2 protein-coding genes are annotated in these 14,722 nt (G+C 75.2%); both read right to left on the reverse strand.

Translation table 11 applies throughout. The features are described 5' to 3' along the window. Nucleotides 1-28: 28 nt before the first annotated feature. On the reverse strand, nt 29-1,528 hold the full coding sequence (locus tag E2C05_RS20330) for an ATP-binding cassette domain-containing protein (RefSeq protein ID WP_133221489.1): 1,500 nt from the start codon (nt 1,526-1,528) through the stop codon (nt 29-31). Nucleotides 1,529-2,113: 585 nt separating this feature from the next. Further along, the gene (locus tag E2C05_RS33200) at nt 2,114-14,617 is read right to left on the reverse strand and encodes an Ig-like domain-containing protein (protein WP_338045163.1); all 12,504 of its coding nucleotides are present in this window, start codon (nt 14,615-14,617) and stop codon (nt 2,114-2,116) included. Nucleotides 14,618-14,722 lie beyond the last annotated feature (105 nt).

The raw sequence follows: 14,722 nt of genomic DNA on the forward strand, positions 1-14,722 counted from the left end.
CGCCCGCCGCGTCCAAGCGGCCGGCCGCTCACCGGCTGGCCGCCGCCGGCGTGTCGGTGACGTCGCGCAGCGTCCCGGCCTCGATCAGCAGGAAGCGGGTGCCGACCGTGCGGGCGAAGCTGCGGTCATGCGAGACCAGGACGCAGGTCGCCTCCTGCGCCAGCAGCTCCGCCTCCAGCCGCTCCTGCCCCGGGATGTCGACATGGTTGGTCGGCTCGTCCAGCAGGTAGAGGTTCGGCGCCGCGAGCCGCAGCGCCAGCAGCCCCAGCCTGGCCTTCTGGCCCGGCGACAGGCGGCCGATCGGCCGGTGATGCATCTCGACGCCCAGGCCGGCGCCGGCCAGCAGGCTGGTCGCGCGCCCGTCGCCGATGCCGGCATGCGCCGCGACCAGGCGGTGCGGCGTCGCGTCCTCCGGCAGATGCGCCATGCCCTGCGCCGCATGGCCGAGCACGAGGCCCGGGCCGAGCTTCACGCCGGGCTCCTCCCCCGCCGCGGCACGGCGGAGCAGGGCGATGAGCTGCGACTTGCCGACGCCGTTGCGGCCCTGCAGCACGACGCGGTCGCCCTGGCGCAGGTCGAGCCGGCCGATGCGGAACAGCGCCCGCCCGTCCGGCGCCCGCACCGTGACGTCGCGCAGGCCGAGCAGCACCCGGGCATGGGTGCCGCGGCTGGCCAGGCGGATCTCGCCCGCCTTCTCGGCATGCGCCGGCCGCAGGGTCTGCTCCAGCCGCTCGGCGCGGTCGCGCAGCTGCATCGACTTCTTCTGCAGCAGGTCGCTGCCGCTGTTCACGCCCACATTGCGCAGCGCCCCGGCATGCCGCCGCAGCCGCTCCACCTCCCTGGCATCGCGCGCATGCCTGCGGTCCTGCGCCGCGTCGTCCGCCTCCAGCAGGTGCCGGGCCTTCGCATAGGGATGGGCATAGAGCCGGCTCGCGCCCGGCCGCAGGAACAGCGTGCGCGTGGTGCAGGCATCGAGGAAGGCGCGGTCATGGCTGGCGACCAGCATCGGCGTCCGCGCCGCGGCGCCGCGGATCCAGCCCTCCAGCCAGGCGAGCCTCTCGCCGTCGAGATGGTTGGTCGGCTCGTCGAGCAGGAGCGCGTCGGGCTGGGTGACCCAGGCCCGGGCCAGCAGGGCCAGCCGCTGCCAGCCGCCGCTCAGCGCCGCCAGGGGCCGGGCGCGGAGGTCCTCCGGCGTCTCGAACTCGTCGAGCACGAGGCCGACGCGCCAGCCCTCCTGCTCCCGCTCGGCCGGGGGCAGGGCGCGCCGGACCACCTCCTGCAGGGGCAGGGCGTGCCAGGCCTCCGGCACATCCTGCTGGACATGCGCGACCACGGCGCCGTGGGAGACGGTGATGCTGCCCCGGTCGAGCTGCGCCAGGCCGGCGATGCAGCGGAGCAGCGTCGTCTTGCCGGCGCCATTGCCGGCGACGAGGCCGATGCGGTCGCCCGGCCCGATGCCGAGGGTGAGGTCCTGGAAGAGCGGCCGCGGCGTGACCACGCCGACGTCGCGCAAGCTGATGAGTGCCATGGAGGAAGCCCGATCCGATGCCCACCGGCGCTGCGGCAGGCAGATGCGATACGGGCAGCCCGGCTCGGAAGCGGTTCAGCGCCTGCGGGGGCTGCCCTGCGACGGCGATCGCAGGGCGGCAACAGGTCCACGGGGGTGGTGCTGGTTGTACGCGGACATCCGAGCCTCCCTCGTCATGCGGTGGACCAGCGAAGAGTCTATCGGCTGGCGGTGCCGCCGGGCAAGCGGATCCTGCGGCCGGTCGCCGCGGCAACCGGGCCGCCGGCGCCGGCCGCCGGGCATGGGCGGCGCGGCGCATGGGGCTGGGCATCGGCTGCACGGCCGACCCTGCAAGCCGCGCCAGCGGACGCCGGACGCCGCCCTGCCGAAGCGCGGCGACAACGAGAAGGTCCGGCTGGTCGGGCCGCCGCGCGGGGGGGATCGGGCCGACCTGCTGCCGGTGTTATGGAGCGTGAGCCGCTGGCGCCCCAATCGCGTCCGCCGCCAGCGCCGGTGCGGCCGCCCGGGATGCGGGGCGGGAGCCCGCGCCGCCGCGCGACCCGGGCGATCCCGCGCGGTGCCCGCCTGGGGCACCGCGCCGCGCCGTCACCAGGTGACGCGCTCGATCTGGGCGAAGTCGACATGGCTGCCATCGGCGAACTGGATGTGGCCGGACGCCGGTTGCGACAGGTCGATCGCATGGTCGGACACGGTCTGCCCGACCGCGCCATCGACTACCAGCACCCAGCTTCCCTGCCCGGGGGCGCCGGCGCCGTCGACCTGGATCGTCTCCGTCCAGTCGCCCGGCGTGCCGGCCACATGGTCGATCCCGCCGCCCATCGCCACCACGAACACGTCATGCGCGGCCTGCGCCGCGGCGGCCGCGGCCGGGTCCGGGTCCGTCGCCGGGCCGGCCAGAGCGTCCGGCGTCGCCGAGGGCGGCGCCGGCGGCGGGTCCACGGTGACGGCAACGACCCGCGTCTCGCCGGCCGCGCCGGCATCGTCGTGCAGCGTGATGCCGATGCTGCGCGTGCCGCTGGCCAGGCCGGACGGGCCGCTTTCCAGCGACAGCGCCTCGATCGCCCGCTCATAGACCTGCAGCGGGGCGCGGCCGGACAGGGTCACCTGTCCGTCGGCGCCGGTCGCCACCTCGATCCCCGTATCGGCCAGCAGCGTGTGGCCGCCGGACTGGACCAGCGTGTAGCCGGCGAAGGCTAGCCGGTCGCCCGCCCCGGCACCCGTCAGCGTGATGGTGGCGCCGCTCAGGCTCGGGCTGTCCACATCCGTGATGCCGGCCTCCGCGAGGACGGCCGCCTGCGCCTGCCCGGCCGCCGCATGCGGCGCCGGGGCAAGGTCGAGCACCGGCGCGTCGTTCACCGGCGCCAGGGTCACGCTGACGTCGCGCGTGGCGGTGTGGCTGCTGGCGCCGTCCCGGGTCGTCGCCTCCAGCGTCAGGGTGACGGTGCCGTTCCAGTCCTGCGGCGCGGTCAGGTGCAGGCCGGGCAGGTCCGCCGGCTGCAGCGACCATTCCCCGTCGCCGGCCGCGCTGCCGGCGGACAGGCTGAAGCCGGGCGGCAGGCCGGTGATCCGGATCGCCGCGATGCTCTCGGAACCATCGGTGTCGGCGAGCGCCACCCCGAGGTCGAGCGGGATGGCCGTGTCCTCCTCGCCCGTCGTCGGGCTGGCATGCAGCAGGGGCGCATCGGCCACCGGCGCGACGTCGACGGTGAAGGCGTGGTCCGTGGTGGCGCTGGCGCCGTTGCCGGCCTCGGTGCTGGTGGCCCGCAGCGTGAGAGTGAGCGTGCCGGCGAAGTCCTGCGGCGGGGTGAGCGCGAGGCCGGGCAGGTCGCTGGCCGCAAGCTGCCAGCTGCCATCCGCCTGGCGCGTGCCGGCGGAGAGACTGGCACCATCGGGCACGCCGAGCAGCGAGACCGACAGCGCCTCGGACCCATCCGTGTCCGCCAGCGCCACCCGGAGGTCGAGCGGGATCGCCGTGTCCTCCTGGCCCGTCGCCGCCAGCGCCTGCACCAGCGGTGCATCGGACACGGGCGTGACCTGGAGGGTGAAGGCGTGGTCGGTGGTGGCGCTGGCGCCGTTCGCGGCCTCGGTGCTGGTGGCGCGCAGCGTCAGGTGCAGCGTGCCGGCGAAGTCCCGCGGCGGGGTGAGCGAAAGGCCGGGCAGGTCGCCGGCGGCGATCTGCCAGCTGCCATCCGCCTGCCGCGTGCCGGCGGACAGCGTGGCGCCGGCCGGCAGGCCGAGCAGCGAGACCGACAGCGTCTCGGACCCATCCGTATCCGTCAGCGCCGCCCGCAGGTCGAGCGGGATGACGGTGTCCTCGTCGCCCGCCGCCGCCGCTGCCGTGGCGACCGGCGCATCGGCAACCGCCGTGACCTGGACGGCGAAGGCGTGGTCGGTGGTGGCGACGTCGGCATTCGCGGCCTCCGTGCTGGTGGCGCGCAGCGTCAGCTGCAGCGTGCCGGCGAAGTCGCGCGGCGGGGTGAGCGACAACCCCGGCAGGTCGGCGGCGGCGATCTGCCAGCTGCCATCCCATTGCCGCGTGCCGGCCGAGAGCGTGGCGCCCGCGGGCAGGCCGAGCAGCGTGACCGCCAGCGTCTCCGAGCCATCGGCATCGGCCAGGGCCGCCCGCAGGTCGAGCGGGATGGCGGCATCCTCGGCGCCGGTCGCGTCCGTGGCGGCGAGCAGCGGCGCATCCGCCACCGCCTCCACCGTGACCGTCACCTGCACCGGCACCATCGCGCGGCTGCCATCCGCCTCCACCGCCGTGACGGCAAGGTCGAGGCGCAGCGTGCCCGAGAAATTCGGCGGCGGGGTGAAGGTCAGCCCCGGCAGCGCCGCGGCCGGGATGGTCCAGCTGCCATCGGCATTGGCCGTGCCGCTGGAAAAGCGCGCGCCGGCCGGGACCGCGGTCGCCAGGACCACCAGGGTCTCGGACCCGTCCCGATCCGCGAGCTGGGCGATGATGTCGAGCCCGATGGGCCGGTCCTCGGACCCGCTCGCCGTGGTGACGGCATCCACCAGCGGCGTGTCGGCGACCCCGGCCACCGCCACGTGGAAGGTCAGGGTGGTGGTCGCCGCCTCGCCGGTCGACCGCTCCAGCGCATGCGCCTGCATCGTCAGCGCCATGCTGCCGGACCAGTTGCCGGGCGGCGTCAGCATCAGGCCGGGCAGTTCCGCCGGGGTCAGCGTCCAGCTGCCGTCGCCGTTGTTGACGCCCGCCGACAGGATGGTGCCGGCCGGCAGGCCGGAGATGACGACCGACAGCGCCTCCGACCCATCCGTGTCGACCAGCGCGGCATCGAGCGAGAGGGGGATCCGCCGGTCCTCATGCCCGGCCACATCGGCCGCGCTGGCCAGCGGCGCATCGGGCACCGGCGCGACGCTGAAGCCGATGGTGCGGCTGGTGGTGGCGGTGGCGCCGTTCGCGGCTTCCTGCGTCGTGGCGGTGACGGTCAGCGTGAAGTCGCCATGCGCATTCGGCGGCGGCGCGATGCGGAGAGTCCCCACCGCCTCCGGCGCCACCGTCCAGGTGCCGTCGCCATTGTCGTGCACCCCCGTCGCCGGCGCCACCGCGGCGCCGGCGGGCAGGCCGGAGAGGATGATGGCGGTCACGCGCTCGCTGCCATCGGCATCCGCCGGCGTGACGGACAGGTGCAGCGGCACCAGCCGGTCCTCCACCCCCGCTTCCGGCGCGGCGGCGATGGCGGCGCCATCCGCCACCGCCGTCACGTCAACCCGCAGGGTGGCGGCGGTCGTGGCGAGGTCGCCGGTCGCCTCGGCCGCGACGGCGCGGACGGTCAGGGTGATCCGGCCGTCGAAATTGGCCGGCGGCGTCAGGCGCAGCCCGGCCAATTCGCTGGGCTGAAGCACCCACGCGCCGGTCAGCGGGTCCTGCTCGCCGGCCGAGAGCCGGGCGCCGGACGGCACGCCGTCGATCCGGATGCCGAGCACCTCCCGGCCGCCATCGCTGTCGGCCAGCGCCGCCGCCACGTCCAGGACCACGCCCTGGTCTTCCAGCGTCGTCGCATTGTGCACCTGCAGGGCCGGCGCCTGGGCGGCGAGCACCCGGGGCGCATCGGCGGCGGCCAGCGCCGCCGGCGTCTGGCCGGTCCGGTCCGCGAAGTCGATGACCTCGACATTGCGGATCCTGTCGACCGCGCCGCTCTTCGAGGTGATGCTGAAGGCGAAGCCCTCGGCATCACTCGCCAGGGCGGCGATCACGTAGTCCGCGCGGTTGCCGCGATAGACCAGGTGATCGGTGCCGGCGCCGCCATCGATGCTGTCGCCGCCGGCCCCGCCCTCGATCGTATCATTGCCGGCGCCGGTGGCGATGCTGTCGCTGCCGGCGCCGGCATCCACCAGGTCGTTCCCGCCGCCGGTCAGGATGGTGTCCGCGCCGGCGCCGGTGAGGACGGTGAGCGCCTGGCCCGACCCGGCGGCGTGCAGGGTGAAGGCGGCGCTCGCCACCGCCTCGATGGCGGCGGCGGCGCCGAAGGCCGCCTGGAAGCCGGCGCCGACCGTGAGGTCGGCCGCGGAGGCGGTCAGGAACTCGATCCGCTCGACGCCCTGGACGTCGCGGCAATTGCTGGTGAGGTCGCTGTCGACGATGCTGGTGATGGCGCCCCCGAGCCGGATGGTGTCGAAGCCGGCATCGCCGTAGATCTTGCGGGTGTTCAGCAGGTCGGCCTTGCTGTCGAAGACCAGCGTGTCGTTGCCGCTGCCGCCGTATTCCTCATCGTGGCCATCCCCGTAGCTGCGGCTGGCATCGCCATGGCCGTCGAGGACATCGTCGCCCGTGCCGCCCCAGAGGCGGGTCTCCCCGGTATGGCCGGCCAGCGTGTCGTTGCCGGACCCGCCGACCAGGTCGCGCGTCTGCCCGGTGATGGCGGCCTGGGTGCCGGGCGTGCTGCTGGACGGCGCCGGCGCCGTCGACCAGGTCGCCCCATCGGGGTCGGTCGCTGCGCCGCCCGTTCCCGCGGCGGCGGGCGGCGCGATGGTGACGGCCAGGGTTTCCGTCCGGATCGCCGCATCGCCCTCGCGCTCGGACGCGATGGCGGTCACCCGCAGGGTGAAGCCGCCGCCGAAGCCGGCCGGCGGCCGCAGGGCGAGGCCGGGCAGGGCGGCGATGGGCACGCGCCAGAGACCGTCGCCGGCCGGGATGCCGGCCGACAGCACGGCCCCCTGCGGCACGTCGCGGACCCAGGCATGCAGCGTCTCGGACCCGTCCTGGTCCGCCAGGCTGGCCGTGATGTGCAGCGGCACCCAGCCGGCATCGGGATCCTGGCTGGCATGGCCGCCGGCGCTGACCGCGGGCGTGGCCAGCACCGGCAGGTCGGCGACCCCGACGGGATCGACGGTGACGGTGCCATGCACCTCGGCGCGCACGCCGCCGGTGTCCTCGACCGTCACGGTCACCGCCAGCCGCGCCGCGACATCGCTGTCATGCGGCATGGTGATGGTCAGGCCGGGCAGCTGCTCCACCGCGATCGCGCAGGCCCCGCCCGCGACCGGCACGACGCTGCCATCCGCCAGGCGCAGCACGGCGCCGGCTGGGATGCCGGAGACCCGGGCGCTGCCGACCAGGTGTTCCGACCCGTCGGCATCGGGCAGCGGCGGCCGCAGGTCGAGCGCGAAGGACTGGTCTTCCCGGCCGGCGGCCGTGGCGGTCCAGTCCGCGGCGTCCACCACGGCCGCGACATGGATCGGGAAGACGAGGGTCGAGACGGCCTGGCTGCCGCCATTCGCTTCCTGCGTGATGGCGGTCAGCGTGACCTGGAAGGTGCCTGCGAAGTCGCGCGGCGGGGTGACGGTGGCGACCGCGGCCTCGGCCGCCGTCAGCGACCAGGCGCCGGGCCCCGTATAGGTGCCGACATTCAGCACCGCGCCGGCCGGCAGGCCGGTGAGCAGGAAGGTCAGGGTCTCCGACCCGTCGGTATCGGCAAGCCGCGCCGGCAGGCCGAGCGGGATGGCCGTGTCCTCCTGGCCGGCGGCCGATGTGGCGACCCAGACCGGCAGGTCGGCCACCGCGCCCACCCGCACAGACAGATCCTGCAGCGGGCTTTCGGCGCGGCTGCCATTCGGCTCCGCCGCGATGGCGGCGATCCGCAGGGTGAAGCCGGCGTCGCTGTCCTGCGGCGGCGTCACGGTCAGCGACGGCGCGGCGGCGGCATCGACCAGCACGCTGCCATCCGCTTCCGGGTGCAGCACCTGGCCGCCGGCGCGCAGCACGGCGCCGGCCGGCAGGCCCAGGATGCGGAAGCCGACGAGCTGTTCCGACCCGTCGATATCCGTGGTGGCGCCGGAGATCCGCAGCGCGATGGCGCTGTCCTCCGCCCCCATGGCCGGGCCGACCCGCAGGGTCGGCGCATCCGCCACCGCCGCCACGTCGACCGTGCAGGCGGCGATGGTGGTGGCGGTGCTGGACTCATGGTCGGTCGCGGTCGCCCGCAGGGTGAGGGCGATGCTGCCGGAGAAGTCGCGCGGCGGCGTGATGGCCAGCCCCGGCAGGTCGCCGGGCGCGATGGTCCAGGTGCCGTCGCCGTTGCGGGTGCCGGCCGAGAGCGTGGCGCCGGCGGGAACCCCGACGAGCACGAGGTCGAGCCGCTCCGACCCGTCGGTGTCGGTCAGCCGCGCCGCGAGGTCGAGGGCGATCGGCTGGTCTTCCAGCCCGGCGACGTCCGCGGCGCTCACCACCGGGGCATCCGCCACCGCCTGCACGGTGATCTGCGCGCTGCCGGTGACGATCCGTGAGACGCTGGTGCCGTTGCCGGTGTCGGTCAGGGTGGCGGTGAAGCTGAGGGCGAAGTCGGCATCGCTGTCGGCAGGCGGCCGGATGGTGACCGTGCCGGCACGGAGATCCGCCGTGGCCACGTCCCAGATCCCGGGCGCGACCTCGGTGCCGTGGCTCAGCACGGCGCCGGCAGGCACGCCGCCGACGCGCGTCAGCGCCGACCAGGTCTCCGACCCATCGGCATCCGGGGTGGCAAAATCGGGCCGGAGGGGGATGTCGGTGTCCTCCTGCCCGGTCGCGCTCGCCGTGATGGTGCCGTCATCCGCCACGGGATCGACCGTGACGGTGAAGCTGGCGCTCGCCTGGGCGGGGGCGGCGCCGTCCTGCGCCTCGGTCGCCACGGCGGTCAGCGTGAGGGCAAGGCTGCCGGAGAAATTCGCCGGCGGCGTCAGCGCCGCGGCGGCCAGCTCGGCCGGCGTCAGCGACCAGCTGCCATCGGCATTGCGGGTGCCGGCCGAGAGCGTGGCATCCGCGGGCACGCCGGTCAGGACGAAGGACAGCGTCTCCGAGCCATCGGTGTCGGTGAGGGCGCCGCCGAGGCCGGCGAGCGGGATCGGCGTGTCCTCCTGGCCCGCGAGGTCCGCCACCTGGACGGTCGGGGTGTCGCTGACGGCGCGTACGACGATGGTGGCGGCGACCTCGGTGATGGCGATCGAGGTGCCGTCGGTGGTCTGCACGGCGAATCGGAGCGTGATGTCGTCGTCCGAATCGGCGGGCGGGCGGATGGCGAGGGTGCCGTCCTCGAGCCCGGCGCGGGCGACTTCCCAGCGGCCAGGGGCGATCTGCGTGCCCTGGTTCAGCACGGCGCCGGCCGGCACCCCGCTGACGATGACCGTGTCGCCGAGCTGCTCAGAGCCATCGATGTCGGTGGTGGCGACGCTGCCGCGGATGGCGATCCAGCGATCCTCCTCGCCGGCGCCGGAAATCCCGATGCTGGCCTGGTCCGCCACAGGCGCGACCTGGACGGTGAAGGCGTGGTTGGTGGTGGCGGCGGCGCCGTTCGCGGCCTCGGTGCTGGTGGCGCGGAGCGTCAGGCTGAGCGTGCCGGCGAAGTCGCGCGGCGGGGTGAGCGTGAGGCCGGGCAGGTCGGCGGCGGCGATCCGCCAGCTGCCATCCGCCTGCTGCGTCCCGGCGGACAGCATCGCGCCGGCGGGGACGCCAAGCAGCGAGACCGCGAGCGTCTCGGACCCGTCCGTGTCCATCAGCACCGCCCGCAGGTCGAGCGGGATGGCGGTGTCCTCGTCACCCGCCGCCGCCGCCGCCATGACGGCCGGCGCATCGGCCACGGGCGTCACCTCGACGGCGAAGGCGTGGTCGGTGGTGGCGGTGGCGCCGTTCGCGGCTTCCGTGCTGGTGGCACGGAGCGTCAGGCTGAGCGTGCCGGCGAAGTTGCGCGGCGGGGTGAGCGTGAGCCCCGGCAGGTCGCTGGCCGCAAGCTGCCAGGTGCCATCCGCCTGGCGCGTGCCGGCCGAGAGCGTGGCGCCCGCGGGTATGCCGAGCAGCGAGACCGACAGCGTCTCGGACCCGTCCGTGTCGGCCAGCGCCGCCCGCAGGTCGAGCGGGATGGCGCTGTCCTCGTCGCCCGCCGCCGCGGCAGCCAGCACCACCGGCGCATCCGCCACCGGCGTGACCTGGACGGTGAAGGCACGGTCGATGGTGGCGCTGGCACCGCTTGCGGCCTCGGTGCTGGTGGCGCGCAGCGTCAGGTTGAGCGTGCCGGCGAAGTCGCGCGGCGGGGTGAGCGTGAGGCCGGGCAGGTCGCTGGCCGCAAGCTGCCAGGTGCCGTCCGCCTGGCGCGTGCCGGCCGAGAGCGTGGCGCCCGAAGGCACGCCGAGCAGCGTGACCGAGAGCGTCTCGGAGCCATCAGCATCCGCCAGCGCCGCCCGCAGGTCGAGCGGGATGGCGCTGTCCTCATCGCCCGTCGCCGCCGCCGCCTGCACCACCGGCGCATCCGCCACGGGCGTGACCTGGACCGTGAAGGCATGGTCGGTGGTGGCGGTGGCGCCGTTCGCGGCCTCGGTGCTGGTGGCGCGCAGCGTCAGGCTGAGCGTGCCGGCGAAGTCGCGCGGCGGGGTGATCGACAGGCCCGGCAGGTCGCTGGCCGCAAGCTGCCAGCTTCCATCCGCCTGGCGGGTGCCGGCCGAGAGCGTGGCGCCCGCGGGCAGGCCGAGCAGCGAGACCGAGAGGGCCTCCGAGCCATCGGTATCGGTCAGCGCCGCCCGCAGGTCGAGCGGGATGGCGGTGTCCTCGGCGCCCGTCGCAGCCGCTGCCGTGGCGACCGGCGTATCGGCGACCGGCACGACCTGGACGGTGAAGGCGTGGTCGGTGGTGGCGGTGGCGCCGTTGCCGGCCTCGGTGCTGGTGGCCCGAAGCGTGAGGCTCAACGTGCCGGCGAAGTCGCGCGGCGGAGTGATCGACAGGCCGGGCAGGTCGGCGGTGGCAATTTGCCAAGACCCATCCGCCTGGCGCGTGCCGGCGGAGAGCGTGGCGCCTGCCGGCACGCCGAGCAGCGAGACCGTGAGCGTTTCCGAGCCATCGGTATCGGTCAGCGCCGCCCGCAGGTCGAGGGCGATTGCCGTGTCCTCATCGCCCGTCGCCGGTGCAGCCTGCAATGCGGGCGCATCCGCGACGGCTGCCACCTGGACGGGCAGGATGACGGTGGTCGAGGCCTCTGCACCATTTGCCGCTTCGCGCGACACCGCGGTGACGTGAAGGGGGAGGGTGCCGGACCAGTCGGCCGGCGGTGTCAGGGTGACATGCGCCGCCTCCGCCGGTGTCAGCGTCCAGGTGCCATCGGCATCGCGGCTGCCCGCGGAGAGCACGGCAGCCGCCGGCAGGCCGGCGATGACGATGCGCGCCAGGCTTTCCGAACCGTCCGTGTCGGTCAGCGCCGCGGCGAGGTCGAGCGGGATCGCCCCGTCCTCCGCGCCCATGGCCGGCGTGGCCTGCAGCAGGGGCGCGTCGGCCACCGGCGTCACCCGGACGGTGAAGGCGTGGTCGGTGGTGGCGGTGGCGCCGTTCGCGGCCTCGGTGCTGGTGGCGCGCAGCGTCAGGCTGAGCGTGCCGGAGACGTCGCGCGGCGGGGTGAGCGTGAGGCCGGGCAGGTCGCTGGCCGCAAGCTGCCAGGTCCCATCCGCCTGGCGGGTGCCGGCGGACAGCGTGGCGCCGGCCGGCACGCCCAGCAGCGAGACCGAGAGTGCCTCCGAGCCGTCGGTATCGGCCAGGGCAGCCCGCAGGTCGAGCGGGATGGCGGTGTCCTCGTCCCCCGTCACCGCCATCGCCGTGGCGACCGGCGTATCGGCGACCGGCATGACCTGGACGGTGAAGGCATGGTCGGTGGTGGCGGTGGCGCCGTTGCCGGCCTCGGTGCTGGTGGCGCGGAGCGTCAGGCTGAGCGTGCCGGCGAAGTCGCGCGGCGGAGTGATCGACAGGCCGGGCAGGTCGGCGGCGGCAATTTGCCAAGACCCATCCGCCTGGCGCGTCCCGGCGGAGAGCGTGGCGCCCGGAGGCACGCCGAGCAGCGAGACCGACAGCGTCTCGGACCCATCCGTGTCCGCCAGCCCCGCCCGGAGATCGAGTGGGATGGCGCTGTCCTCGTTGCCCGCCGCTGCCGCCGCCATGGCCACCGGCGCATCTGCGACCGGCACGACCTGGACGGTGAAGGCGTGGTCGACGGTGGCGTTGGCGCCGTTGCCGGCTTCGGTGCTGGTGGCCCGAAGCGTGAGGCTGAGCGTGCCGGCGAAGTCGCGCGACGGGGTCAGCGTGAGGCCGGGCAGGTCGCTGGCGGCGATCTGCCAGCTTCCATCCGCTTGGCGCATGCCGGCGGAGAGCATCGCACCTGCCGGCACGCCGAGCAGCGAGACCGACAGCGTCTCGGACCCATCCGTATCCGCCAGCGCCGCCCGGAGGTCGAGCGGGATGGCCGTGTCCTCATCGCCCGTCGCCTGGGTGGCGTGCACCAACGGCGCGTCGGCCACCGGCGTCACCTGGACGGTGAAGGCGTGGTCGGTGGTGGCGGCGGCGCCGTTCGCCGCCTCGGTGCTGGTGGCGCGGAGCGTCAGGCTGAGCGTGCCGGCGAAGTCGCGCGGCGGGGTGAGCGTGAGGCCGGGCAGGTCGCCGGCGGCGATCTGCCAGGTGCCGTCCGCCTGCCGCGTGCCGGCGGACAGCATGGCACCCGCCGGCACGCCCAGCAGCGAGACCGAGAGTGTCTCCGAGCCATCGCTGTCGGTCAGCGCCGCCCGCAGGTCGAGCGGGATCGCCGTGTCCTCGTCGCCCGTCACCGCCATCGCCGTGGCGACCGGCGCATCGGCCACCGCCGTGACCTGGACTGCGAAGGCGTGGTCGGTGGTGGCGCTGGCGCCGTTCGCGGCCTCGGTGCTCGTCGCCCGCAGCGTGAGATCGAGCGTGCCGGCGAAGTCCGGCGGCGGGGTGAGCGACAGGCCCGGCAGGTCGCCGGCGGCGATCTGCCAGGTTCCATCCGCCAGGCGCGTGCCGGCCGAGAGCGTGGCGCCTGGAGGCACGCCGAGCAGCGAGACTGACAGCGTCTCGGACCCGTCCGTATCCGCCAGCGCCGCCCGGAGGTCGAGCGGGATGGCGCTGTCCTCATCACCCGTCGCCGCTGCCGCCTGCACCACCGGCGCATCGGCAACTGCCGTGACCTGGACGGTGAAGGCGCGGTCGATGGTGGCGGCAGCGCCGTTCGTGGCTTCGGTGCTGATGGCGCGCAGCGTCAGGTTCAGCGTGCCGGCGAAGTCACGCGGCGGGGTGATCGACAGGCCCGGCAGGTCGCCGGCCGCAAGCTGCCAGGTGCCGTCCGCCAGGCGCGTGCCGGCGGAGAGCGTGGCGCCCGAAGGCACGCCGAGCAGCGTGACCGAGAGCGTCTCGGAGCCATCCGCATCCGCCAGCGCCGCCCGCAGGTCGAGCGGGATGGCCGTGTCCTCGTTGCCCGTCGCCGCCGCCACCTGGACCATCGGCGCGTCGGCGACCGGCGTGACCCGGACGGTGAAGGCGTGGTCGGTGGTGGCGGCGGCGCCGTTCGCGGCCTCGGTGCTGGTGGCGCGCAGCGTCAGGCTGAGCGTGCCGGAGACGTCCCGCGGCGGGGTGAGCGTGAGGCCGGGCAGGTCGGCGGCGGCGATCTGCCAGGTCCCATCCGCCTGGCGGGTGCCGGCGGACAGCGTGGCGCCGGCCGGCACGCCCAGCAGCGAGACCGAGAGGGCCTCCGAGCCATCGGTATCGGTCAGCGCCGCCCGCAGGTCGAGCGGGATGGCGGTGTCCTCGGCGCCCGCCGCCGCCGCTGCGGTGGCGACAGGCGCATCGGCGACCGGCACGACCTGGACGGTGAAGGCGTGGTCGGTGGTGGCGGTGGCGCCGTTCGCGGCCTCGGTGCTGGTGGCCCGAAGCGTGAGGCTCAACGTGCCGGCGAAGTCGCGCGGCGGAGTGATCGACAGGCCGGGCAGGTCGGCGGCGGCAATTTGCCAAGACCCATCCGCCTGGCGCGTCCCGGCGGAGAGCGTGGCGCCCGGAGGCACGCCGAGCAGCGAGACCGACAGCGTCTCGGACCCATCCGTGTCCGCCAGCCCCGCCCGGAGATCGAGTGGGATGGCGCTGTCCTCGTTGCCCGTCGCAGCCGTCGCCTGCACCACGGGCGCATCGGCCAACGGCACGACCTGGACGGTGAAGGCATGGTCGGTGGTGGCGGTGGCGCCGTTCGCGGCCTCGGTGCTGGTGGCGCGCAGCGTCAGGCTGAGCGTGCCGGCGAAGTCGCGCGGCGGGGTGAGCGTGAGGCCCGGCAGGTCGCCGGCCGCAAGCTGCCAGCTTCCATCCGCCTGGCGCGTGCCGGCGGAGAGCGTGGCGCCTGCCGGCACGCCCAGCAGCGAGACCGTGAGCGTCTCCGAGCCATCGGCATCCACCAGCGCCGCCCGCAGGTCGAGGGCGATCGCCCCGTCCTCCGCGCCCAGCGCCGCCGCTGCCGCGGCGACCGGCGCATCGGCCACCGGCGCGACCTCGACATCGAGGACCGCGCGATCCGCCAGCGGCGAGGCGTCGATCGTCGTGATGCGCAGCTCGAGCCGTACATGCCCGCTCCAATCCGCCGCCGGGATCAGCCGCAGGCCGGCCAGGTCGGCCTGCGTTAGCTCCCATCCGCCATCCGGCCGCAGGCTGCCGGCGGACAGGCTCGCGCCCTCCGGCAGGCCGGTCAGGACGATCCGGGTCGCAACGCTGGCATCCCGCAGCGTGATCGTCAGCGGGACCGCGCGATCCTCCTCGCCGGCGGCCGCCTCGGCGGCGATCCGCGCCTCCAGCCGTTGCGCCGACGGCTCCGGCGGCGGCGCGGGCTGCGTTCCGGTCGCGGCATGGGCGTCCGGTGCGGCGGCCGGTGCGCGGCCGGCCGGGCGGCCGGCCGCGTC

Source organism: Paracraurococcus ruber, from assembly GCF_004353985.1.
In the GTDB taxonomy this organism is placed as follows: domain Bacteria; phylum Pseudomonadota; class Alphaproteobacteria; order Acetobacterales; family Acetobacteraceae; genus Paracraurococcus; species Paracraurococcus ruber.